This is a genomic window from Candidatus Thorarchaeota archaeon, assembly GCA_013388835.1.
Taxonomy (GTDB): Archaea; Asgardarchaeota; Thorarchaeia; order Thorarchaeales; family Thorarchaeaceae; genus JACAEL01.
This window is the reverse complement of sequence record JACAEL010000018.1, coordinates 39,987-66,511: the sequence shown is the minus strand read 5'-3', so window position 1 is coordinate 66,511 and position 26,525 is coordinate 39,987. Positions and strand designations below refer to the sequence as shown.

At 54.4% G+C, this 26,525-nt stretch carries 12 protein-coding genes; 2 read left to right on the top strand and 10 right to left on the bottom strand.

Annotated elements, in window-relative coordinates; all coding sequences use genetic code 11:
• The first annotated feature begins 184 nt into the window (after positions 1-184).
• Both HXY34_03775 and HXY34_03770 read left to right on the top strand, forming a co-directional pair.
• Positions 185-8,824: a hypothetical protein gene (locus HXY34_03775; GenBank protein ID NWF95240.1), complete on the top strand. Its 8,640-nt coding sequence runs from the start codon at positions 185-187 to the stop codon at positions 8,822-8,824.
• Positions 8,821-16,572 carry a hypothetical protein gene (locus tag HXY34_03770; protein NWF95239.1) on the top strand — a complete coding sequence of 2,584 codons (7,752 nt, stop codon included), beginning with the start codon at positions 8,821-8,823 and terminating at the stop codon, positions 16,570-16,572. The genes HXY34_03775 and HXY34_03770 overlap by 4 nt, the downstream gene beginning before the upstream one ends.
• 75 nt (positions 16,573-16,647) lie before the next feature.
• Here the strand turns inward: HXY34_03770 and HXY34_03765 are convergent, their stop codons facing one another.
• From HXY34_03765 to HXY34_03720, 10 genes are all read right to left on the bottom strand, one after another.
• Entirely contained in the window at positions 16,648-17,667 is a 1,020-nt protein-coding gene (locus HXY34_03765) for a tyrosine--tRNA ligase (protein NWF95238.1), read from the bottom strand.
• A 36-nt stretch (positions 17,668-17,703) separates the two neighbouring features.
• The gene (locus HXY34_03760; GenBank protein NWF95237.1) at positions 17,704-18,750 is read right to left on the bottom strand and encodes a flippase-like domain-containing protein; all 1,047 of its coding nucleotides are present in this window, start codon (positions 18,748-18,750) and stop codon (positions 17,704-17,706) included.
• Positions 18,747-19,412, bottom strand: a complete 666-nt coding sequence (locus HXY34_03755) for a PHP domain-containing protein (GenBank protein ID NWF95236.1) — start codon at positions 19,410-19,412, stop codon at positions 18,747-18,749. Before HXY34_03755 ends, HXY34_03760 begins: the two co-directional genes overlap by 4 nt.
• A 5-nt stretch (positions 19,413-19,417) precedes the next feature.
• Positions 19,418-20,395, bottom strand: coding sequence for a UbiA prenyltransferase family protein (locus HXY34_03750; GenBank protein ID NWF95235.1), 978 nt, complete (start codon positions 20,393-20,395; stop codon positions 19,418-19,420).
• 16 nt (positions 20,396-20,411) lie between these two features.
• Positions 20,412-21,488, bottom strand: a complete 1,077-nt coding sequence (locus tag HXY34_03745) for a DUF362 domain-containing protein (GenBank protein ID NWF95234.1) — start codon at positions 21,486-21,488, stop codon at positions 20,412-20,414.
• A gap of 110 nt (positions 21,489-21,598) precedes the next feature.
• Complete coding sequence (locus tag HXY34_03740) at positions 21,599-22,435, bottom strand: metallophosphoesterase (protein NWF95233.1); 837 nt, start codon at positions 22,433-22,435, stop codon at positions 21,599-21,601.
• A gap of 22 nt (positions 22,436-22,457) precedes the next feature.
• On the bottom strand, positions 22,458-22,949 hold the full coding sequence (locus HXY34_03735; protein ID NWF95232.1) for a TIGR00725 family protein: 492 nt from the start codon (positions 22,947-22,949) through the stop codon (positions 22,458-22,460).
• Positions 22,950-22,976: 27 nt separating this feature from the next.
• Positions 22,977-24,089: a hypothetical protein gene (locus HXY34_03730; protein NWF95231.1), complete on the bottom strand. Its 1,113-nt coding sequence runs from the start codon at positions 24,087-24,089 to the stop codon at positions 22,977-22,979.
• A 70-nt stretch (positions 24,090-24,159) separates the two neighbouring features.
• Positions 24,160-24,597, bottom strand: a complete 438-nt coding sequence (locus HXY34_03725; protein NWF95230.1) for a hypothetical protein — start codon at positions 24,595-24,597, stop codon at positions 24,160-24,162.
• Positions 24,598-24,621: 24 nt separating this feature from the next.
• On the bottom strand, positions 24,622-26,436 hold the full coding sequence (locus HXY34_03720; GenBank protein NWF95229.1) for a hypothetical protein: 1,815 nt from the start codon (positions 26,434-26,436) through the stop codon (positions 24,622-24,624).
• Positions 26,437-26,525: the final 89 nt, after the last annotated feature.

Below are 26,525 nucleotides of genomic sequence, written 5' to 3'. Positions count from 1 at the left end.
TGCTTGGCGTTGCTGTGGCAGATTTGGTGTTCAAATGACGCCCTGTCAATAATCGTCGGGCTTTTCGATTAAAAAAGGAGTGGTCCGTCAGCCTAACATCTTTTTATATCGGCATGATTCTCACACCTCACTAAGGGATGTCTAGATACATCGCTTGAAGTCCGGTCGAAGGTGACGTCGAGTCGTGAGAGGTTACTGGTTGTTTGGCTCCAGAAGGTCTTTCGTAGCACTGTGTGCTCTTGTGTGTGTCGTCCTCAGTGCCACTGGGACAGGTTCGATTACGCCAATGGCAGTCTTGGACACACCGGGCGAGACGGTGGACCTGGGCGATGGCACCTCCATCGAGGTTGCGCCAGACGAAGTACTGATGAAGTACGTCATTGCAGGTGAGCCCACTTCGATGGCAGGAAATGGCGACCCGCTCACCACCTCTGAGTACGGGACACGGACGGACACCTTCACCAACCGACGAATGGTGTACTACCCCTCTGGTACTATCACGACCGCCAACCTCTCAGTCCCTCTCGGAGATCAATGGGAGGGCTATAGCGTCTTCGGCAATGTGAAAAGCATAACAGAGAATCGCTCGTGGCTGGTTAACCCCGGGTTTGCCACAGATGCGACATGGGGTTTTGGGACATCTTATGAAGAGGGCGCTTTCAACGGTAATAACCGCGTGCAGTACTTCACCTCCTCGGGTACGTACACAGGGCAGTGGGGTTCCAGAGGGACAGGGAATGGGCAGTTCATTGACCCTTGGGGGATAGCTTTCGACTCGTCCAGCAATTTGTATGTTGCGGACACACAGAACAATCGAATTCAGGTCTTCAGTAGCACGGGCACATACTTGCGGCAATGGGGCAGCTTTGGCACAGGTAACGGGCAGTTCAACAGGCCAACCGGAGTGGCGATTGACGGTTCTGGACTGGTCTATGTTGTGGACTCGGGCAACGACCGTATTCAGGTCTTCAACTCTGCAGGGGTGTATCAGAGGCAGTGGGGAAGCTCGGGTGTCGATGACGGGGAGTTCCGTTCGCCGACCGGCATTGCATACAGCAGCTTCAACGGATACATCTACGTGACCGACACAGGCAATGACCGTGTTCAGTACTTCACTACTGCTGGCGTCCGACAGGGCGGATGGGGTGGTCTGTTGATGCCGACGGGGATTGCCGTGAGGCCATCGAATGGATATGTGTTCGTAGCGGACACGTCGAACAATCGTATCGTGCGTACAACCGCTACCGGTGGCAGTGCAACCACGATAACAGGCATCTACACACCCATGGGTGTTGCCGTCTCTCCGGACAGCTCATACTTGTACGTGTGTGCAGTCAACACTGGCAGTCCATATAGTCATGTAGTCCGGCGGTACAACGCTGATACAAACGCGTATCAGACCCAGTGGGGTTCAGATGGTTCAGGAAACGGTCAGTTCCGGTTCAACTTCGGGATAGCAGTGGACTCAGCAGGGAACGTCTATGTGAGCGAGAGTGGTGGGTTCGAACGAATGGATGCCAACTGGCTCAGTACTGGTCATGGCACCGGGAACCCCTCTTCTGTATTCCAGATTGATGGCTACTGGCACAATCCAGGAGGAGGGCTCTATGGGTACTGGTACAACCCCGGTGACAAGGCCTTTGTCAGACAGGACCTTGTCATCAACCGAGGTGATGTCACATGGGCTGGCCTCTCTCTCGACTACTACGCGGACTGCCGGGGCTGGGGCTCATACATGACCGGGTTCTTCGAACTGTTCGTATCATCAGGTGATCCCGACCACGGAGGCAGCTATCTGTGGTCCGCCAAGTTTGACGCAATTGCTGACGACAACGTCTGGTACTCGACCGGACTCATCCCAGTGGACTACTCGGGGCTCTCGCTCCCCAATGTGCAGATTCTCGCTGGTCTCAGGGTGACTCAGGCTGAGTGGTACAGGGCTGCAGACATACGACCCGAGGGTAGGTTGGACAACATAGTATTGTATGTCAAGGCCAAAGCTATGCCGACTGATGTCAGTCTTCGAATGAATGGTGTGGCAGTGACTAACGGGGCCACATACGGACTGGGAACGGCTACGTATAATCCTGTTACTCCTTGGACAAGCGGCTATGCATACGCTAACTTCTCATGGTCACCAAACCCGAATCCTCCGGACCCGAACATCGAGATCTCGCTCTTCATCGATGTCGATGTGACCGTCAGCGCCAGACGTCACAACGTGCCCACAATCAGTGATACCGAGTTCTTCACGGTGGGTGACATGTTCTCGGTGACCAACGCATCGGCCGTCCAGTGGACGACGAACCACTATGCAGCTGTACCGGGAGGATACAACTCCTTCTACTACTTCAGAACCACGATTCCCAGCAATAGGGATGTGAACCATGTGGGACAGCCCAACTTCCGTCTGGTAAATCTCACTTACGGCTGGAACTTGGGCAACCCCGGCGATGGTCTGCTGAACGTGAGCGCCTACCAAGTGACCACGACAGCTCAGAACGGGTTCTGGTACCTGAAAGGCACCTCTCCAAACATGGTCACCGGGCTTCAGGTCTGGAATCCCACCACATCCGCTTGGACCACTACACACACGTTTAGAGCTGGCGACGACACGCGATTCAGAGCAACGCTTCCAAGCACGTACCAGAACGATGTGGTCTACTTCACAGTCTATGATCCCACCGGAGCGGTGTGGACCACTCTGCAGGCGACCGTGGACTCATCCGGGTATGCTGTGACCTCCTATGTTGACTTGGATGCGGTCACTGCTCGGACTGGAGCGTGGGAAGTGCAGGCCTACGTGAATGACACAATATCCAGCGGGTCTCTCCATAACGTCGGTTTCTTCCGGCGGGGCTTCTCTGTGAGGCACAGTACCAGCGCCTCTGTGAAGTATCCTGTTGGAGGAGAAACGTGGACCAAGAATGTGACCTATGGGCAGTTGGTTCTGTTACAGGTGAGGGTCAACGACTCAGACAATGGTGACCTGCTTCCTGGGGGCTCCATGACATACTCGTGGGCATATGGTTCTGGTGTGGTCAATGATCTTGGTACTGGTGAATACAGCGTCACCCTTGACACCAATCTGGTTTCCACACCGGGAAGGTATGAAGTTTCTCTTGCATGGAGCAAGGCATACTATGACTCGCTGGATCGAGTCTTCTCCCTGAATGTGATCTTCACTACTGACCTGTTCTCTCCAGACGCGCCCGGCGTCAGTGTGCCAAGCGGCTACGATGCACAGCTCACTCTACGACTGCTTGACCAGCTGGGACAGCCAGTGTCTGGAGCGTCTATCGTGTGTAACTGGACCCTCGACACATACACCGTGACACCGGGAGCACCAGGATACTACACACTTGCAGTAGAAACAGACAACGTACCGCTAAAGGAATACAAGGTGTCCATCACTGCATCGAAGGACTACTATGAGTCCCGGATAATCACACTCTCTGTGCATGTCCGCGAGCTGTACACTTCCGCCATTCCCTCGGCAAGCTCTCTTGTCCTGCCAGTTGGTTACAATATCGACTTCACCATCACTTACACCGACACCGACCACAATGTGCCCATCAGTGGTGCTGCTGGGGCCATCACATGCAACTGGTCTGCAATCCATGGCTTGGGAGACCTGAATTACACCGTGGTGGAGACTGCCACACAGGGTCTATACAGGATCACACTCTATTCCATGGACGATGACGTACTTGGCAACTACACTGTCAGGTTCGATGTACAGGCCTTCGGTTCCCAGAATCACACCTTCTACGTTGATGTGCGGCTCCGGACCCACCTGACCTCCTTCTATCTGTCTAACCCGATTGACCCGACCGCGTATACTGCGGACGTAGAAGTGATCGTCATCTACTACGATGCTGACGTCGGTGTAGGCATCGGAAACGGCAGTGCCTCTGGTTACAACGTTCACATCTATGTGAAGAGCTCTCTCTTGCCAACCGTCGCTTACACGGTGGTCAATGGCAGCATGGAGGGCGAGTATATCATTCGTATGGCAGCGAGTCAGTGGGGGTCTCTCGGTGTCAAAGACCTGACCATCTATGCCAACTGGACCGGCCCGACTGTGAAGTACTACAACCGGGTCATCACCACAAGCGTCGACATCACCGCTACTCCAACCGACATCTTCGTGGGCCAGAATCCGCTCGCCACTCCATACCTTGAGAATATCACGTTCACTGTCATCTACTATGACTTGGGAGCGCAGACCGGCATTGTGAATGGTACCGGTCCCTATGCTGGAAACGTGCACATCACAGTTGAAGTCCTCACAGCTGGACAGACCCTGACTCAGTCGCAGATGGTGATTTCGGAGGTTGACTATGTCGGCAGCCCCGGTGAGTACAGAATCGAGTTCAACACCACTTTTCTGAGTGGACTCGTGTCATGTCAGCTGAGAGTCTATCTCAACTGGTCGGCCGGGCAGTTGCCCCTCTACAGAAACCAGACACTTGTGATCACAGTCTACTCGACCTATCGACAGACGCAGGTGGATCGTGTCCCGCTGCCTGTCACACCCTACGATGAGCTAGTAAACATGACCCTCACCTACTACGACACGCTCTCTGGTCAACCCATTCTTCCAAGTGCGTCACTCCAGGTCTACATCACGGAGCCCATATCGTACGTGGTCTTTGCCAACCCGGCGAATGGCGGAACCATCTACGTTCAGCTTGACACGAGTGACTGGACACCGGGCACCCACACCTTCCACCTGAACGTCGTCTGGAGTGGTTCACCCTACTACCAGAACCGTACAGGCATCGCTGTCACAATCACTGTGCGGGAGAGAAACACGGACCTGACGCATGGGTCCTATTCCCCTGTTCAGTACGGCAACAACCTGACACTGACGTTCACGTATCGCGACCTTGACGACTACTCCACTGCAGGTATGAATGGTCGTGTTCTGACTCTCGATGCGTGGCTCATGCCTGCGGTTCATATCGTGGACAATGGCGATGGCACCTACACAGTGACTCTGAACACAGGCATCTTCCCATCCTTGGGTGTCTTCACAGTGAATGCCTCCATATCCTACGGTCCCGGCCCGAGATACTGTCTGGATGCACAGGACTTCTTCTACCTGACAATTGTCGAGCGACGCACTCAGCTGACGAGCGAAGTCCCCGAACTTGCTCCATATCTCACACAGGCCAACATCACTGTGACCTACTATGATGACAATACAGGTCAGGGCATAGCAGGAGCATCAATCACCGCATACTGCTCAACATCAAATGATCCACTACAACTCGGTATCAACTACTTCGTCGACTATCTTGGCTCGGGCATGTACAGAGTCAGGATATCAACCGTGGCGCTCGGCACATTCGGCGGCTACACGATTGAGATAACGGCCAGTTTTGCTGGCGCGCCCTTCTATCAGGAGCGTTCTCGACCTGTAGACATAGAGGTGTCACGAAGGCCCGCAACTGTCACGGTGACGCGTTCCCCACTCAGCACTCCATTCCTCGAAGATGTGGTCTTCACAATATCCGCTACAGACGGTCTCTCTGGTGGTTCTATCGTCCTCACCAAGTCCGTGCTGGTCTTGACTCACGGGATTGGAACCCTGATTCTTGACTCGCAGTACACACTCACTGCCGTATCAGATGGCTACACTATCTCCTTCCCCTCCGACCTGATTGTAAGCAGCCTTGTGAGTGACTATCCCATCTACGTGAAGTTTGTGTGGGGCAATTCTGCTCCCTATTACTCCAACTCCACGACAGCAACGCAAGTGACAATCACAACCAGATTCACCCAGGTCACTGTGCTGTCCACACCTCCCGCTGACTACGGTTTCAACATCACCGCTCTGATCCAGTACAATGACTACCTGAGCGGTTCCGGGCTCGTGGGCGCAACAGTGTCATTGTCTTGCCTGAACGACAGCGTGTTCACTCGGTGGGTCATCGACAACGCCAATGGCAAGTACAGCCTTCTGGTGGACACACTGACACTACTTGGAATTGGCAAGTACGTGTTCAGGGCAAATGTCTCTTGGAGCGGGTCGCCGTTCTATGAGAACTGGACAGACGTCGAGTTCGCTGTCAGTGTCACTCCAGTTTCAACAGACCTGCAGCTGGTTCTTCCGGCAGCCCAGTCCTTCTATGCGGGAGACACGATAACGGCGAACATCACATTCAGCAGTATTTCCACAGGCATAGGCATTGCACTTGCAAACGTTGTGACGAATTGGAATGACCTGTACGGACCCGGTTCCACAATCTTGGAGATTGGTGGCGGTGTGTACCGGCTCACGATCAACACAACCGGTCTCGATGCTGGTACGTACAGCTTCACCGTGAGTGCAGCGAAGCAGTATCATGTGAACAGGACGGTGTCCGCACAGATCCTGCTAGTGCGCCTTCCAGTCGACATCCTCTTGACCTCCTATCCCGGCATTCCGGTATGGGGCGAGGATGTCACTCTGGTGGTCAACGTCACCAGTATACGGAGCGGGCTCCCGGTGCTGGCAGCAGAAGTCAACGTCACCTTCTCTGGAGTGCTGTATCTCACCAACGAGATGGGTGGTGGACTCTACAACTGCACGATTGACACTTCCGAGTACATAGCAGGCGAGTTCGTTGTCACGGTCTCGTTTGAGGCGACCAACTTCGAGGACCGTGTGAAGGACTTCCAGCTGCGAATCGCGCGGGTGTCATCAACCCTCAACGGGTCCCTCTCCACATCCAGTGCTGTCAACGGGCAGTCAGTCAGAGTCACAGCATCCTATCGTGTCCTGAGCTCTGGTGCAGACATAACTTCAGGCACCGTGACTTTCAGCTGGATTGGCGGTTCAGGTCTGCTCACATGGAATGCGACCCAGTCTGTGTACGTGGGGACCATTGCTGTTGAAGATGTGCCCATCGGAAGCCACTCGGTGCTTCTACAGGCTTCATCTGACAACTACAAGAGTGTCGTCGGGTTTGTCACCATCGAAGTGCGAGAGGTGAACGTGCAGATGGTGGCATATGGTGGTGTGTCGGTCATCGCTGTGGTGTCAGGCGATATTGCCAACTTGACCATCTACCTCAACAACACGGACCTGAACCGTGCCGTTGTCGGTGCCGATGTGATGTACAGCGTGGCCGGACTGTCAGGCAATCTGACGGAACTGGGTGGAGGCTACTATACGGTCCTCGTGAACACCACGGAGTTTCCTGTACGCGAGTGGGTCGTACTCATCTCGAGTGCAAAGGTCGGCTACACGCCGTCGTCACTGCAGTACACTCTGATCATCAGCAGAATCCCAACACGCATAGTGGTTGTGGGTCCAGTTCAACAAGAGGCCTACTACGGTCGCAACGTCACTTTCGTCGTGACATTCTGGGATGAGCACAACAACAGAAGCATTGCAGGCGCCACATCCAGCTTCAGTATCGAGGACTTCACTGCTGAGCTGACGGACGCTGGCAATGGTACCTACTCGATAGAGGTCAATAGCACAGTCGTCTTTGCAGGTCCCGCAGCATATGACGTCGTCCTCTCCCTCGTCAAGGACCGCTACTATGGTGCTTACGTAGTTCTCAAGATGAAGGTCAATCCAATACCCACCCAGATACTCGGACAGCTCGAAGTCAGTGTGCCTGTAACAGATGACTATACTCAGTACCTGACATTCTGGGACTCTCTGAACCACAGATACATTACCGACGCCACTGCTGTTGCCGTCTGGGAGTTTGGTACACTGATAATGCACTCCTACGGGAATGGGACCTATCGCATTGGTCCGCAGGACACCAACCGCACCCGCCTTGAGGTCCGCAGCATCCCGTATTCAATCAGAGTCACTATCAGCAGAGGAAACTACAGCCGTGCTGAGGAGACTTTGCTTCTCACGATTCGCCTTGTCAACACCGAGTTGAGAGTGGCAGCCCTGCCCACTTCCATGTTTGCGAACACAGAGTTCACCGTGCGCGTTGTCTACTGGGACCTTGATCACAACGTACCAATTCCTGGCGCAACAAACAGTACTCTAGACTCGACGCTCACGAGGGTTCCTGGCCTAGACCGTGACTACGGTAACGGTACATACCTCTTCGGCTTCATGGCACCCGGTGTGGGCATCTACCACGTCACTCTGAACTTGGACCGCGAAGACTATGCAACCGCCGTCTATGTGGTGAATGTCATCACAACCCTCACACCGGAACAGCAGATGCTCGTCAACTACCTTGGCATTGGTGCTCTACTGGCGGTCATTGGCTCATCACTCGCGTCTCTGTGGATTCGAGTGTTGTCTGTGCCGAAGATGCTCCGATGGCTGAGGAAGATGGTGAGCCGCATTGCAAAGGGCATAATCCCCGATGCTCCACCTGTGCGGGACCGCCGCCAGCTGGTGCTCGACGCCATGAATGAAGACCTTGCGCCACTCAAGATCACCAAGACCTTCGAGGACCTGTCTGTCTCCACGGTCGAGGTCGAGGCCATGGACGTAGAGAGCCTACTTACTGAGCTGGGAGTGGTGGTCGGGCTTACTGACTCTGACCTCGACACCCTGCGACAAGACTTGGAGAAGATGCGGCCCAGCGAGCGTGCTGGGTTCGTGTCAGAAGTCCTCCGACAGGAGCGTGCTCGGAGAGCCAAGGACCTCGCGGAGGTGGCCGCAGAGGGCAAGACGAAGGAGGCCGCGGCAAGGCCTCCCACAGATGCGGAGTTGACCGTGTTCAGAGAGAGACTGCTTGCGATGGGCATCAGCGCGACCGAGGTCGACCTGATGGTGGAACAGGCCAAAGGGTTGACGAAGGCAGAAGTGGACGCACTTCTTGATCAGATTGGAGGTGGCAGTGAATGAAGCGTGCACATACACTCGTCCTGATACTTGGTCTGACGATGCTCCTCACGATGCAGATGTCTGTGGTGTTTCACGGACTTGGCTCTTCAACGGTGACAGGCGGCTCTGAGGTTCTGGTGCCGCCGGCGGTTCAACCGGACTCGTCATCGCGGCGACCTGTTCCTGAAACCACTCTGTACAGGTACACTCTCTCTGACCAGGGTATGACTGCATGGACTGGTTACACCTCACCCCTTCAAGGCGGGGAATACGGCAATGCGACCGATTCCTTCTCCGACTTGTCAATGACATATACGCCGGGCAGTGGTACCTCTGGTGTCTCCGCCAACATTCCCACGGGGTCTGGCTGGCAGGGCTACCGTGTCGAGGCACAGGTCTCAGGCCTTACAGAGAACCGAACATGGGTGCAGAACCCAGACCTCTCGACCGCTCCATCATCAAGCGATTGGACTCTTGCAGTGACCAATGTGGCCGGGAGCAGCACGCCCACCTCTGTGTACAACTCGACAGGTCATGGGTCTTCCGATGGGTGCGTGGACCTCGAGATTGACTCCACCAGTGGGTCCGCTCCGTACCACTATGACGACGGCGACCGTGCGTATCTCACGCAGACCATGACCATTCCTCGAGGGACCGTTGTCTGGGCTGGCTTCAAGACCGACTATTGGGCAGACACGAGAGATGACACTCACTATGGGATGACCGGCTCCTTTGCACTCTACCTGTCCATAACCACTGCCGGCCAGACTACGACTCCGTGGCTGCTTGTATTCGACTCTATTGGGCAGGAAGAGACATGGTACAACACTGGGATGGTCTGGCTTTCGCCATCCCTGTTCAACTTACCTACCGATCAGAGTGTGACCGTGACCATCGGGCTATGGAGCAAGGCTGCAGTCGGCTACACACCCGAGATTGGGCCGAGGGCAAAGATTGACAACTTTGAGATGTATCTCAAGGCAGCAGCAACCCCTGCTAGTGTCAACCTGAAGATGAATGGCCTGAATGTGACAAGTGGCTCAGGCTACGGTTCTGGGTCCTTGACACAGACGCCGGCAACTCCGTGGTCCGTCAACCCAATCCCACTGAACTTCTCCTGGACTCCAACACCCAGTCCACCCGTACCCGACAGGCCCATCGGAGTGGAGTTCGATCTTGTGACGAACATGTATGCTCGGCACTTGGGCGTGGACACAGTCTATGAGATCAGTCCGACCGCGTATGGCGAGAGGTTCATAGTCTACAACGGTACTGCAACGAACTTCAGCTCCTACTACTACGCAGTCATTCCGTCCGGCTACCCGAATCGCTACTTCTTCAATCTGTCAATCCCACAAGACAGAGACGTCTTCTTCGTAGCTCTTCCGCTGGCTCCATCCACCAACCTGACCTATGGCTGGACTGGCGGCAATACTGGGGATGAATTCCTGAACGTGTCTGCCTATCAGGTGACCACAGAGGCTGGACGGTACGGATACTGGCGCATACTGAGTACATCACCAAATCTCATCTCCAACTTCCAGATGTATGATCCCTCTGACTCGACTTGGAAGAGCACGGTCAATCTACGAGCCGGCAACACGACGAGAGCTCGGGCATATCTGGGTCCCAGTTATCAGAATGCGATTGTCAACTTCACTATCTACTCGCCCAGCGGGTCTGAGTGGTTGACATTGAGCGCCACCACAGACAGTTCTGGGTACGCGACCACCAACACATTCACGCTCAGCGGGTCAACAGCTCCGGCCGGTTCTTGGATGGTACAGGCAGTCGCTAACGATGTCGGAGTGTCCGGCGAGTGGACCCGTGCAGGTTTCTTCAAGAGGCCTTTCACAGTAACACACTCATCGGAGCTTGTCATCACCTATCCGGATGACGCAGAGGGCACTTGGGTCACGAACACCACTTACGGCGACTTGGTCCTTGTGATACTCGAAGCAAATGACACCGATAGTGATGTGCTTGTGGGAGGCGGCGTGCTGCAGATGTCTTGGGTCCTTGGGACTGACACTTTTGATGACAGTGGCAACGGGCAGTACACCAAAGTCATAGACACCTCTCTCCTCTCGGGAGCTGGAGTGTATGTGATCTCCCTCACTTGGACCCGAGCCCACTTCGATGTTGCACTTGCAACCCTGACCATATACGTCAACTATGCGGCCACAATCGAGTCACCGGAGTATCCACAGGTGTCGGGCCCCATTGACGCAAGTCAGAGTTTCACCGTCGTCTTCAAGAACGTCAATGGGACTGGCATAACGGGCGCAACAGTCGCGGTCAACTGGACGACCTACTCTGTGACACCGCTCGGCTCTGGTAGCTACCTGGTCGAACTGAATTGTGTGGGCAAACCGCTTGGCCGATACGCACTCAACGTCACAGCCAGAGCGCCGTTTGTCATTCCTCAGTGGATGACCATGTTCGTTGAGATTCGAGAGATATACAACACTATCTCCTACTCCTCTAACCAGCTCTCTATTCCAGTCGGGGAGTCGGCATCATTCACACTTACTTGGACGAATGAGTCGAGTCTGCCGGTGACAGGTGGTGCATCATTCATCACTTGCAACTGGAGTTCCTTCCACCACACTGGTCAGCAGAACTACACCGTGACGGAAGAGACCTCTGGAGTCTATAGGATCACACTCTACACCTATGATACCGACCCTCTATCAAGCCCTGGGACGCCGTATCCAGTCCGCTTTGAGGTCCGCCGTCCCAGCTATCTGAATCACACGTTCGATATCGGTGTCATCATAAGAAGTCACAACACCCTCTTCGAGCTCGACGCGCCTGTAGCGCAGACTCCGTACGGACAGACAGTGGTAGTCTTGGTCTTCTTCCAAGATACGGACTTGTCTGTCGGTATCACGAACGACACCGGTAACGTCGAGATCACCGTGTCATCGCCGACTCTTGGCACCTTGGCGTATAGCGTCGGCGCGTCTTCCTTCGGCAGTGGTCACTACAACATAACTCTTGCAAGCGACCAGTGGGGTACCATTGGCTGGAAGGACATTACAATCAGGATTCGGTGGACTGGTACAGTAGTCAAGTACTACAACCAGACAATCAACACGTCTTTCAGAGTACAGGGTACATCCACGGACCTGAGGTTGGAGCAGTCTCCGACTGCCACATACTACCTTAACGAGTTCAACTTCACAATGTACTACTACGACATGGAGAATGGCACAAGAATCTCCAACTCGTCCGGTCACATCACTGTTGTCATCACTCCACTGACCGGCGGGCACCCTGTGACACAGTCGGACTTTGTGTGGAACGAGATAGGCACCTCTGGCACCTTCAGTTTCAGGCTCAACAGCAGCGAGTTCGGAGTGACTGGCACGTTCAGCTTCCGCTTCGACTTCTCTTGGGCTCAAGGTGTGTCGCCCCTGTATGAGAACGACTCTATTGTTGTCACACTTGTCGTTCTCGACAGACCCACGTATGTCGACTTCACACCGGTGCAGGCCACCCCCTATGGTGAGACCGCCGTCTTCGAGTTCACGTTCGTTGACTCACTGTCCGCAGAGCGGATAGCAGACTCTGGGTACCTAGTCGTCAGTCTCAACGAGGCATACGTGTCCTTTGTGAAGACGTACGATGCTGGACAGCGCGTGTTCAGACTCAACATCAGTACCTCCTCGCTTGGTGGTGTCGGCTCGTTCATTCTTCATCTCAACCTGACATGGACAGGACCTCCATACTACTCCTCGGTCACTGCACAGGGATTCACGGTCATAGTCATATTGAGAGCTTCTCAGCTTGTGCATGACCCATTCATACCTGCACAGTGGGGTAACAACGTCACCATATTCTTCAACTACACAGACGTTGTGTCAGGATCATCTCAAGGACTGACCGGCACACTCACAATAGGACCGGGACTCAGTGGATGGTACTCTGTCACATTCCTTGGCAATGGTCGATGGTCCTTGGTGTTGAACACCTCGGCATTTGCGTCAGACGGCATCTACAGTGTCAATGCGTCTGTGGTCTACACAGGGTCGAACTACGTGAGCGACGCATTTGAGTTGTTCAGCATCTCGGTTCTCAAGCGTCTCACACAGACAGGATACGAGTCCCCTGACCCCGCTCCCTACCTTGCCAACGTCACATTCACCGTGACCTACGTAGATGACTCGACGGGAACAGGCATATCGGGTGCGACCGCGCTGGTCAGCTGCACCAACTCCAGCTTCCCACTTGTTCTCGACACCAACTACTGGGTGAGTTATCTCGGCTACGGTGTGTACCAGGTCAGAGTGAGTACCGTCGCCCTTGGTTCAGTCGCAGCGTACACGTTGAGTGTCACTCTGTCACGGTCAGGCGCACCCTTCTACCAACCGGGCGGTGTGACAGTGAATGCTCGTGTGGTACAGAGGCCGACGCAGATTCTGATGGTTCAGACGCCCGGCGAGACCCCATTCCTTGAGAATGTGACCTTCAGATTCAAGTACACTGACTTCCTCACCGGGACTCTGATCATAATACAGAAGGTGCACATCTCTCTATCTCACGGGCCTTCTATGAGCCCGATTACTTCCTCCCAGTACGCGCTGTACCTTATGGGGACATACTATGAGATAAGCTTCAATTGTACCCTGCTGAATTCCAGCGCACTGGTGACAGGATGGGACATCCAGCTGTCGATTGACAGGAGTTCAACCTCACCCTTCTATGCAGCCAGGAGTACGGTCACAAAGGCCACAACCGTTGAGCGGCCGACCTTGATAGCGTTCCCACTCGTGTCTGCAACGCCATTCACCGAGAACATCACCATTGTGCTGAACTACGTCGACTATCTGACAGGCACAGGGATTCCCAGTGCAAGTCTGTCGATTCAGTGCGCCAACCTGACCAGCCCGACTTACTATGTGCGGGAGTTAGGACTGGGCGACTATGAGCTGCGAGTGCCCACCCAGCAGTTCAATGCCCTTGGAATCGTGTACTTCGATGTCACATTCTCCAGGACGGGTGTGCCATTCTACGCCAACAGGACCACAGAGGACGTTCCTGCCACAATTCGTGCGATACTGACCGCCATGCTGGTGGAGACTCCTCCTCTGGGCGTTCTGCCGCCTGGGGCCCCGCAGGTAGTGAATGTCACGTTGACCGACACTGACCATGGCACACCAGTCACAGGGGCATCCGTGACGAGCAACTGGGCAAATGGATACAGCGTGATGGAAGTGGGAGGTGGTCTCTACCGTTTGACACTGAACACCACGGGCCTGCTTGCCCAGAAGTATGTCTTCACGGTCCAAGCACAGCGCCAGTTCTATCAGACCAGTTCTGTTGAGGCATCTGTGCAACCCGGCTCGCAGGATGTACAGATTCTCCTTGAACGCAGCGCCTACTACGCTGAGTGGGGAGAGTTCGTACTGATCCGATTCGAAGTGCGGCAGGTCTCTGATGGTACCAGAGTGCCCGGCATGAATGCCACGATTCTGTGGAATGGTTCCCTGTACCACCTCTCCGACTGGGGCAATGGGACATACTCGATCCTTCTGGACACAAGTGATGCTGACCATGGGCTCTATCAGCCACAGGTGACAGTCGCACGCGAGTACTACCAGACACGCCAGACGCAGTTCTCGCTCGTGGTCTCAAGAGCCTCTGGTCAGATCATCCCCGGGCAGAGCTCCTACTCGGTCGTGACAACCACAACACTGAGCTTTGTTGTATACCTCAACGACACACTCAGAGGAATCCCTGTTGTTGCTGACAGTGTGAGCTTCGAGTGGAACAACACGGCCTATGCTATGGTTGCCAATGGCACGCCCGGCTTCTATGTTGGGCAAATAGACTCCATGGGCTTCCCGATAGGAAGCTATGATGTGGTCGTTACGGCCTTCGACACCAATCATGACTTCCTTAGCTTGGAGATCTCTGTCAGCATAGTCCCTGTGCCTACACTGGTGGGACTCGCCAGCCACGAGCAGACCATCATCGTCTTCTATGGTGACCCACTAGTGCTCAACGTGGAGTACAATGACACCTACTTTGGCGGCCGCTTGGCTGGAGCCAATGTGTCCTTCACTATCGGAAGTCTAGCGGGGGTCTTGACAGAGCAGATGGGCGCACTCTACACCGGTAGCATCGACACCAGCCTGATAGGAGCACAGGAGATTCAGCTGAGGTTGCTAGCTTCGAAAGCTGGATATGCGATGGCCAGCAGGACCATTATCGTCACGATAAGGAGTCTACCGACAGTCATTGTTGCAAGCCCCTTGACTCACGCTGGATACACCAATGACACAGTAGTCTACAGGCTCTATCTCAACGACACGCACAACTCGCTCCCTGTGATAGGCGCAACAGGCCTCATTACGTGGGACGGTTCGGCCCCTGTCCTCTCGGACCTGGGGAATGGCACCTACACGGTGACTCTCAATGTGGACTTGACCTTCTCGCGAACATATGAGATTGTCGTCCGACTCTCACTCACTAACTATGCAACTGCACAGGAAACCCTGCTCTTCGTCCTGCTGAGAACCCCGGCCACAGTCATTGGCCCGCTATCCGTGTCGGTACCTGTGAACGATACCGCAGCTGTTGAGTTCAGAGTCGTAAACGACATAACAGGAAATGCTGTCACCAACATCAACGGGCTGGCCTACTGGGAGGGTCTTGGCGAGGAGTTGCTATTGCCTCTCTACAACGGAAACTACTCGCTCAGTGTTCCCGGTGACCTACCACTCGGTGTGTACACGGTCTATCTCACTTTCCCCACTGGTCAGTACTCAGTATCACCCTTCTCAGTGGAGGTCACAGTACGTCCAATACGTACCAGCTTCTATGTGGAGAACACTACTATCGTCACCACGCCAGGAACCGCATTGACGCTGGTCATCCGCTACTTCGACACTGACCATGGGGTCGGCATATCTGGGATGACTCCAATCGTCTCCTTCGAGGGAGAGAACCTGACCTACTATCCGGACCGGGTGCAGTATCTTGAAGATGGATACTACTCCCTTCTGTTCCTTGTCAACGGCGCAGGAGAGATTCGTCTGACGTTGACTCTGACACGAGAGGGCTTTGACTCGCAACAGATAATCTTCACAATCCTCTCTAGCGCCTCGGCGGCGGACCTTCTGCGCAACACGCTGTACTCAAGTGCTGCAGTGACCGCCATGATAGTAGCACTGGCGGCCGTTTACTACTTCAAGTACGCTAGTGTGCCCCGGCTGATTCGCGTGATCAACACGATGCTCGCAGTGCTGCACAAGGGCAAGATCCCGAAGCAGCCTCGTGTCCAGTCCAGACACGCCATTATTATGACCATTGTCAACGATGAGCTTCGACCAGTCTTCATCAAGAAGTCACCGGAGGAGATTGACCCTGAGCCTATCAAGGCCATCGTCCCTGAGGTGAACGAGCTGTTGGAGCGACTAGCATCCGTCACTGGACTGGGTCCCGCAGAGATAGAGGCATTCAGGGCGGACTTGGCAAGAATGAAGGCAAGCGAGAGGCCCGGCTTCCTGCGTGAGGTCATTCGTCAGGAAGAGGCACGACGAGCAGAAGCGCTCGCCAAGGCTGAGGGCAGAGTACCCGAGGTGACCCCAGCGGGTGCACCCCTTGCAGCAACTCCCGAGATAATCGAGGACCTGCGCAAGAAACTCAAACGCAAGGGGATTGCACCTGAAGAGATAGAGATCATCCTGGAACAGGCGATGACACTCTCCAAGGCTGACCTCGAGGCTCTTCTTGACAGTCTGGGAATAGATATCGACTAGTATGAAAGCGTCAGACCCCGGCAGCAAGCTGCCGGTATCTGATGTGCGGACCGAGAGAGTCGCCCATGCGGCTATCTAGCGACTCTCTTGTGTCCTCTCAATCTCCTCGAGAATGTCGGCATGAGCCGCGAAGTACTCTCGCGCAGGTGCGAGGACCTCGATGAGCCTGTCCGCCACGGCTTGCTTGACATCAAGAGGATGTAACTGACCCGCCTTGTAGGCATCCTGGAAATCCTTGACGGAGGTGAATTCGATGTCTCCTCCGAACTTCTCCTTTCTGGGAATTGTGACGCGCCCATAGCGTGGGAACAGGATGAGACTCACTGTGGATGTGACGGCGTTCTGACTCAAGTCGGCCGGCGGGCAGTATGCCTTCATTATCGTGTCCCGTATCTTCTCTGGCGAGTCAGTCACACGAATGTGGGACAGCGGGTCGCTCGCGGACATCTTTGCGCCCCCGCCCTTGAGAGAGGGCAGCAGTGGCATGAAGATGTAACACCCCTTCGAGTGGCCAATCTCGGGAAGGACTTCCCTGCCAAGCATGTAGATGTTCCGCTGGTCGATTCCGCCCACTGCGATGTCTGCGTCCAAGTACTTGACATCCAGTATCTGCAACAGCGGGTAGAGCAGTTCTGACACCTTGGGCTCCCCCTTCATTCTGACGACCTCGCTTGCCGCCCGAGTTGCTCGTGTTGTTGTCACTCTCGCAGCTATTTTGTAGAGGTCCTCGACGTAGTCTCTCTTGTGCTGGTAGCTGGAGCCTCTCACGAACTTTATCTTCCGGGCTGCAGGGCCAAGCACACCACGTATGCACTCGGTGTAGTAGGTGGAGCGGAGGTCCATGAGCTCGAACGATGTCTTGCGGTCGTCAAGGTGGGCATGATAGTCTGCAATCAGTATCGTTCCCTTTCCACCTGCGCTGGTCAGCTGAACTAGCTTGTTGAGTGGAATCATGTAAGCAAAGTGGAACGGACCTGTCGGAGCAGTACCGTAATAGAAGTTGAAACTGGGCTTCTCGGTCAGGACTGTCCTGATCTCCTCAGTGGTCACAACTTCCTCGGCATTGCTAATGACTAGGTCAAGCTTGTCTGTCAATCCACACACCGCTCGTTCGGCGGAGTGATGTTTGTTTTAAGCTTGCTGGACACTGAGCAACTCACCCTGCCTGTGTAGTCGTTCTACCGCTGCAAGCGCGACAAAGCCGACTACGACACTGAACCACAGCGTCGCCAGCCGGATGAGGATGGTGGCGACACTTGCCACAGCCTCCGTGAGACCTAGAAGGACTTGCATGAGTGCGATGGAACTGGCCTCGTATCCTATGAGTCCTCCCGGTGTGAACACCAGTGCGCCTATCACAGAGGCTGCAGAGTGAATGAACGTCGCGTGGACCAACAGCAGAAGGGACTCCGGAGCGAGCGACGGCAGGCCGGTCCCGGTCAGAAGGCCTAGGAGAATCCACAGCTCGATGCACTCCATGAACCAGCCGGGGACACTTATCGTGGTGCTCACAAGCATGGGTCTTGGAGCAAGTGTCCTTACCATTGTGTCCTCTATCATGTCACAGCTGCTCTGGAATCTCTTCAGCGGACCGAAGGATGTCATCCGCTTGATAAGTCGGTTGTAGAGCGACCTTCGGCTCAGGACGAGTGCGCCGAAGAAGACAAGTCCTCCAAGCCCGATTATTGTGATGAGCTCGTTGCCTGTGTTGAAACCGAGAAGAAAGCCCATCATGGCCAACAGGACCATGGCGAGGAGGTCCGTCACACGTTCAGACACGACCACAGGCACCACCTTGGCTATGGGTGTGCCTTTCAGCTGATTGCAGAAGTAGCCCTTGATCACCTCACCTATCTTTCCGGGACTGACAGTGAGGGTGAAGCCGGCAAGGAACACGCTGAAGGACTCGAGGTGTCTCAGATTGACGTCTATGCGTCGGAGGAAGTACTGCCACTTGACATACCGAATGATGTAGTTCAGGAACGAGAGGACCAGGATTGCAGGCACGACCCACCACCACGGGATGACCGATAATGCAGATGCAATCCTGCCAATCTCGCCATAGAGTATCATAAGAAGGTAGATCACCACACCAGCGAACACGAAGAGCAGCAGCTTCCGAACGCTCACCAGACCCGAGCGCTCTACAGGTATCTCACAGGGGTTTGTGTCACTCATCTGACCATCTTCCTTATCCTTTGCCACAGAATCGTGGGGACCTGCCACATGGGAAACGACGGGTACCCCCATATCCGTGTTCTTCCTGCCTTCAGCTCACGCCTGATGTCTTCTACACATGATATGTCGGCAAGGAATGTCTTTGCATGACCTATCTCGAGAAAGCTGTGTGCATCGCTACCGGCTGTCACTGGCTTGGCAAGTCTCACTGCAAGTCGCTGGGCCCATGTGTTAAAGATGTTCAGCACACAGCGCGAGTTGATACCCTCCACCAGATCCACATGTCGGCTGATGAGTTCATCAGGAAGGCCCTTTCGGAGTGCGGCCTCCTTTCTCAGCGGATCCCGAGGATGAGGTAAGACAGTTATGGCTCCCTGCGAGTGAATCCGGTCCGCTGTTTCCTCAAAGGTCGAGGGAGGTATGGGCTCAGTGACAAACAGACCGATCAGTTCTCCAAAGTCTTCCGTCTTGAACTCGCATGCGTTTATGAGGAACCGGTCGTCGCGTACTATTGGCTTCACGAGACTTGGTCTCTCATGTTCTGTGACTGCCATTCCTCTGAGACCTCGTAGCCTCATCCATTTGAACAGGGAACGAGGATGGGTGAGCCCATCCTTGGAGTGGATTGTATGTGAGTGTAGGTCAAACGCCGAGAGTGTCATGACTGTCACCCAAGTGGGGGCATTGGCGGGAACAGGTCTCTGAATACGTCGTAGAACCAGTCGAAGAAGGGTTCCCAGAAGAACAAGGTCCACACAAGCACAATGAAGAACAGAATGCCGCCAATCAGGATTCCCTTGTCTCTTATGGCGAGGTGCGGCTTTCTGCCCACGGGACTGCCTGAGAATATCAGGTAGACGTACCTCATCACGATGCCTGCCACTATCGGCACCGTCATCATCACCGGCTGGGTCGTCATGGTGTCTCTGAAGTTCTCATAAGTGTATAGAGCATAGAAGAGCACGACCCACGTTGCGGACATTGTGATGCCCTGGTTCAGCATCTCATCGGTGTAGTGAATGAACACCTGCTTGTGAATTGCGGCGTCTTGTCCAAGATACTGGAGCTCGTTCTTCCTCTTCCCGAAGCCTAGGACAAGTGCGACGAAGAACACCCCTATGACAAGCCATGACGTGAAGGGGACCACTGGTTCAAGTAGGAATGCCCCAGAGATAGCACGAATGATGAAGCCCACTGCAATTGCCACCACGTCAACGATTGCCCACTTCCTGAGGTAGTAGTTGTAGAGCTGCGAGTTGATAATGTATAGAATCACAAGCACAAAGAACACTGGGTGTCGCGTGAAGGCTACTGTGAGACCGACGATCATCAGTACACTCCCGAGGATGAGGGCGCTTCTACGGGAGACCGCACCTGATGGCAGCGGTCTATGGCGTTTCTCGGGGTGCTGAGCGTCTTCCTCTATGTCCTTCACGTCGTTGAATATGTATACTGCACTTGATACTGCACAGAACGAAAGAAAGCCGAGGATGAGTGGTGGGTAGTTGGACCATCTGAATAGCGCAGGCACAGTCGTCCAAGGCCATTCCTTGGGCACTTCCGCGAAGATGATTGCCAAGAACACAAGGAAGTTCTTGTACCACTGATGTACGCGGAGCAGTCTGATGTAGTCTCTAGTTGCCAAGTCTACCTTCTCCGTATCACGCATAGGTCTTCCATAGTTTTCCATACTCTGTCTCTTCAAGGAACCAGCGAACCCACTTCCGTCCTTTAGTGGGCAGCCAGAGCCCGTCGTGGTACAGGCCTGACAACTGCGTGGGGAGCCACATCAGCGGTGAGCGAAACAGGAATGTCTCCATACCGGGGAATCGCAGGAAACCCCTGTTCCACATTATGACCGGGCTCTTTGCCGTGTGCATGTGGAAGTTGGGGAGTTCGTCAAAGGACTCGAAGTCGCCCACAATCTCAATCTTGTCAGGGTCACACTCACCAAGACCGAGTTGATTGGCAATCTGCAGTTTTCTGACAAGACGCTGATTCAGACCCATGATTCGGGTCTGGACTGTGTCTGCAGCAACCATGTCATGTGTTGCGAGCAGGATGTTCCCTATTCTTGGAATCATGGTCCTCGGTCCGGCCCCGTCGCCCATCACAGTCCCGTCGGTGATGACGAACTCACTGCGGGAGACCGTCTTCTGCAAGAGAAGAAGATCAACCAACACCTCATGTATCTTGAGATGGGCGAGGTGTCTGTTCTTGGTCAGGTAGAGGCCGAACGAGTCCTTCATGGCTCCGGTCATCAAGGTGTGCCCGTGCGTCTTGATTGTCGGCAGGTGGATTATGTTTGTGCCGAATATCTCTCTTGGTGCGATCACCTCTCCGAAAGTGCGCTCCAGTACGAGCGTCTTGCGAGGCAGCTTCACCTCTTCGTAGTGCGCCTTGATGAGCGGCAGAAACTTGATTCCGTACTTCCTCATCACGCTGTACCAGTTGTTCCCCTTGGTCCCAGCATATATGTTGGTGACCACCGTTTCGTTCTCTACCGCCTGTATCGACCTCGGAGAGAAGCCATCTGCAGTCATCTTCTTGAGAAGGCCATCGAAGATGTAGGGGTTGGTTGAACAGGCCGGGTAGAACTTGCTCCACGAGAGGTTGAGTTTGATTGTTGTCCGGATGTCCTTGGAGATGTGCTTGTCATACTCGGCCAAGTCCATGAGTCGACCGACATCATCAACCACGGTCTTCGGAGATGTCTTGATGACAGCGACCTTTACCATACGAGATCATCTCTGTCGGCAGGCATCCTTGCCGGATTACCTATCAGATGCCAATGGTGCCTACTAAGCACCTTATGAAAGTACCTCAATGCCCAAGCTCAAAGCCGCTTCTAGAGCGGCACCGCATGCCACCGGGCGTCTGACTCTAGCACTAAGGCCTTGGGTGTGACAGTGCCTCGGTATGAGGCGCTGAAGACACTGATCAACCGGCCGTCAAACATGGTCCTTATGCCCTCCGGGACGACTTCGTGGGCACGTACTAGCATCTCTGTGTCTGTGACGTCCATGAATCTTCTGAAGGCATGGCGGCCAAAGTACAGGATGCCTTCGCCTCTGTCGCTGGGAAGGAAGTCAAACTCACCGTCCCTTGGGTCGTTCCAGACCTGCTGCATGGCAAGGGTGCTGACAAAGTCGCGACTGAATCTGTCTTCTAGGTCTAGTTGTCCTAGCGATGTCAGTCCTGCCGGGACTCCTCCATGGCAGAGGAAGACGCCGTCCGGAGAGACCGCTGCAAGTGGGAGCGTTGCGAAGAACGCCATGTATTCGTCGAAGGCGTCAGTCCCGTATGACTGCTGACATGCTTCAAAGAAGCCATATCTTGTGGCAACACCAAAGCTCTCATGGTTGCCCCGCAGCATGACCACTCTGTCGCCATGCTTGGCTGCGGCTGCCATGACCAAGTTGACGGTCTCCACTTGCTGCTCTCCGCGGTCCACATAGTCACCGAGAAAGACAAGCGTGGCTTCAGGGTGTGTTTCAAGAAGCTCCACGGCGTTACTAGCTGGGCCTAGTTCTCCATGAAGGTCTCCAACCACAATGAGGTGTGAGGAAGGCAAGTGAACCACGTTCGGCAAGGCAGCGAATCTCCTCTGAAGGCTGTGCATCATGCCTCTTACAGTCTCCAAGTCAACGGGAACGTCTTCGATCAGAGAATCACCTCCATTCAAAGGTAGACCACCTGCAGTCCTGTCATTTCCAACCCAGCGCTTCAAACACATGGTCTACTGCATCGGAAGCGCTTGTGGCTGCGTATACGACGTCCTCTCTCCGTTCATCTATCCTCTCTCCGGCCAGTCTCTTGGCCCAGCCGCCTGTATGGCCCAGCGCAACCACTGGTCTGTCAGAGAACCATGCGATTGCCATCTCGCTCAGGGTGCCCGCCATACCCCCAATCGCAATCACAGCGTGTCCTGTTCTTGCAACGAGGAAGTTCCTTGCGTATCCCATGCCGGTGGGGATGACGATGTCTACATGGTCGTTTGCATGTTCATGACTCTCAGTTGGAATGATGCCTACTGTGAGGCCTCCTGCCTCATGTGCCCCCCGACACGCAGCCTCCATCACGCCTCCCAGTCCACCACACACCAGAACGACCCCGCGTCTGGCTATCTCTCTGCCAATCTCTTCCGCGGCTCGCAGAGCATCTTCATCAGAGTCTGAGCCGCCTATCACTGATATCATCCTGCGATGCAGAGCAAGTACCACCTCTCAGTGCGTGCAGCGAGTCAGGGCTTTTTGAAGCAGCCTATTCAGTGTGTCGTATGCGTCGGCGCTGAGCTTGCCCACAAGAACCCTCTTCATTGCTTCGTCCAGCAGCGTCCATCTGCTTTCGTACGGTCTGTAGCCGAGTGCACTCAGGACCTCCTGTACTGCGGTGGAGTCGTACTCTGAAGAGGCCCTAAACTTTGCACACGATGCCGATGCGTTGAGCTGGCTGACGACATCCTTTGGAAGGTCTCCCGTACTCAGCGCGTAGATCTTTGCCATTGTGAGGAGAGCCTTCTCACCAAGGTCCCCCCGCGACCAGCCGTTGTGTGTACTCACGATACATATGCTGCTCTTTCTCGTGCACTTGTTCTCGCACATCTCGCACAAGATGGGGTAGAACTTGACTGAGGCCGTCCACAGGTTGACTACGGCAGACCCCTTCGCAAGAGGAATGAAGCACTCGTCGTCGTCGCACTCCAGTCCAAGGCTGGTTGCAAGCGACCTGATCGCCTGCACTTCAACTTCGCTGTTTAGAAGACCGCTCTCAAAGTCTCGTTCTGGAATCGCTGCTGGGCAGTCCTCTGGCGGTATCAGGAACATATCGATGCGCTGTCTCTGAACCGAGTCCATAATCAGGTCTCCCAAGCACATGAGCACGTCTGGAATCGATGCGTTGTTGTGTGTCAGTACGGAGCGTGCGAAGACATCGGTGATTATCGCGGTCTTGGTCTCGTCTACCGGTTCTTGACCGACTTGTACTATCGTGACAGGTTCGCCATCGGGCCTCTCAAGGATGGATACGATCTCCGGTATCCTCGCAACTTCATCGGGTCTGACTACCAGCACCGTCGCACTGCGGCCTTTTGTGAAGCTGGCTATGGTTCTTTGCCACTGTTCGTGATGTGGCAGTGACCAGAGTTGAAGCGTGATGTCGACGAAACCTCTGTGTTCGAATCTGGTCACGCCAATACCAATCCCAAGCGATGTGTATAGGCTGTATGAGAAACAAGTCCCCGATGCCCTCGCCAGAAAGCCCGCCTGCAGAGCCCCATCTAGGCCAAGCACGAGGACCTTTGAGATCACACTTCCTTTCGTAGTTGGGGGCGAGGACATCTTCATTCTTCTGTGTGATTTCTCTCCTATAAACCATGTTCATGTATTCACATTCAGCACTGCATGAATGTCACTCGTCGTAGTACTCATATGAGTCCTCGTCGTCATCATCCTCGTCGTCGAATTCGATCTCCAAGACGCTTGTGTCCATGTTCTGCGGCATGTGTGGCGGCAGGACCCGTTCGAACACTCCCCTCATGGTCTTCCACTCGTTGTAGCGTCTGCGTCTTCCCATCACTCCCGCCAGAGTCACGATGAAGAAAGAGAGGACGCCCGTCATGAAGAGCTCCTCTCTTGAGGAGAAACGAGAGGAGGAGACCGATAAGACTAGAACGCTGATTGCTCCCAAGACCACAGCGTTCATGCTACAGTCACAGCGAAGACCCAGCTCTCTTGGACCAATCTGATAGTCCTCCGGCTCAGAACCGGGGGCCCAGTTGAGTAGATAGTTGAAGATGGCGACTAGACTGACACCGAGCATGAGGGTGAAGAGAGCTAGTGGCTCCATGTGCAATTGTCTCCGTGTGTCGTCTTACTGGGTGGTCTCCGGTTGGGCAAACTTCAGACTTCGGAAGCCGTACTCGCCTTCATATGATATCTCGGCTGTAGGGGTTGGCTCTACAATAACCATCACGGAGTATTGCTTGATAACACTTGCTTCTGCGTTGGTCACCTTGAAATCCCCGCTTGTGAGGGCAATCTTGTATCCTGTGCGCAGGCTCTTGAGACCCGGGTGGTTTGCCACAACGACCCCAATTCTGGCCGTGAGACCGCTATTGCGGACCACCAGCATCTCCCTTCCGAGTATGTTCTGCAGGAGCAGGACATCCATCCATCCTTTCAGTTCATTGGGCAGGCTTGAGACCGGAACGGGTCCCGGCGTTGTCATGTCCGGGACTGTTGGCGGTCGTCCCTGGACCTCGTTCAGTACGGGTATGATCATCGAGGTGTCCCAGCCATTCTTCACGAACATCTTCAGAGCGTTCTCGGCAAACTTCTCCAGCTGAGATTTCAGTCTGTCTCCTGTTGCTGCACAGACCTTGTATAGCATGAGGAACGACTGCCTCGCCGCCTCCTCCTTTCCATAGGCTACCCCTATCTGATACGCCTTGACGGAGAGCTGCCAAGCATTCTCGTGGTCGTCAAGCTGTACCGCATACTTTGCGATGTCGTTCAGCATCTCAACGGTCACGTCGGGGTATTGGAGCTTGGTCTTCGTGATTGAGAAGCCGCCCATGAACTTCCTGAGGATCTGCATGGTCACGTAAAGACCCTCAGAGGTGGCCTTCATGTCCTCAAGTCCAGCTCGCGCTAGCATGCTCTCATAGAGCGAGTAGTAGTAGTCAATCTCCTCGTACTCCTCACGAATCAGTGCAAGGACTATGCGTGTGAAGAAGACGGACGCCTTCAGCTCTTCGTTCTTGACCGCAGAGAACATCAAGAGCCTGAACGCCTCTTCGCTGACTTTCAGGGCGTCCTCAATCCCCTGTCTTGTGCCCCGATAGAGATGGCAAATGGTCTCCAGGAAATAGAGGAACAATGTGAGGTCTGATGCGCTCTCCACCAGACTCTGGTGTGTCGGGCCATCCTCGGTGAGTGTCGAGACTATTAGCAGTCTCTCAATCTCGTTCTGTACAGCTTCTATCTCACTGGCCAGTGTGTCATACCTACCCTCTCTGAAGTCGTCAAACATCGCAGGTATGCTTGCCTTGATGTCCTCTAGAAAGTCCAGCACGAAGAGTGGCTGCCCCTTTGTGAGCTTGCGGTCCAGCTCTTCCACCGGGCGCTTGACCGTCCGCAGGACTCGCATCGCATGTTCTTCGATAATGCGAATCCTCGCGACTGGGTCGTATGCCTCCTTCCGGGCAATGCTGTACCTGACCTCTTCTGCGTATATTCGCTCCCTTATCGCTGTCAGTTTCTTCTTCAGTTCCTCGCTGTCCACCGACTCTATCAGCTCAAGGACAAATGCCGACCCCACGATGCCGTCAACACTGAAACCAAGGTCCTGTATCAGGTTCAGAAGCTTGAGGTCGCTTGTCACGACCTTCGAGCCCTTGATTCTCTGCGCGGCAAGTACGAGTGACATGTCGTTTGGTTGAGGAAGTGCAGACTCAGGTCGCCTAGTAGCCTCCATCAAGCTCTTGATGTCCTTGGGGAGAGTCTCATCAATAGCCACAATCTGCTCGACCTCGCGTCGAAGGTACCATCGCAGTTCCAAGAACACCTGTCTTGTCATCCATAGTTCCATGCCCACTGAGTCGGCCGCTTCCTTGATGGTGAGGACATCCTTTGGTCTCTCACTGAAGCCTGAGATGAAGAAGTTGGCATCAAGGTATACTCTCATGTTCTTTGTCTCCAGACAGCTCTGTCCTCTCACTGGACCCGCAGAGATTACGAATTGCGTTTCGAGTTGCAGTGCGCAGTTTCGAGCAC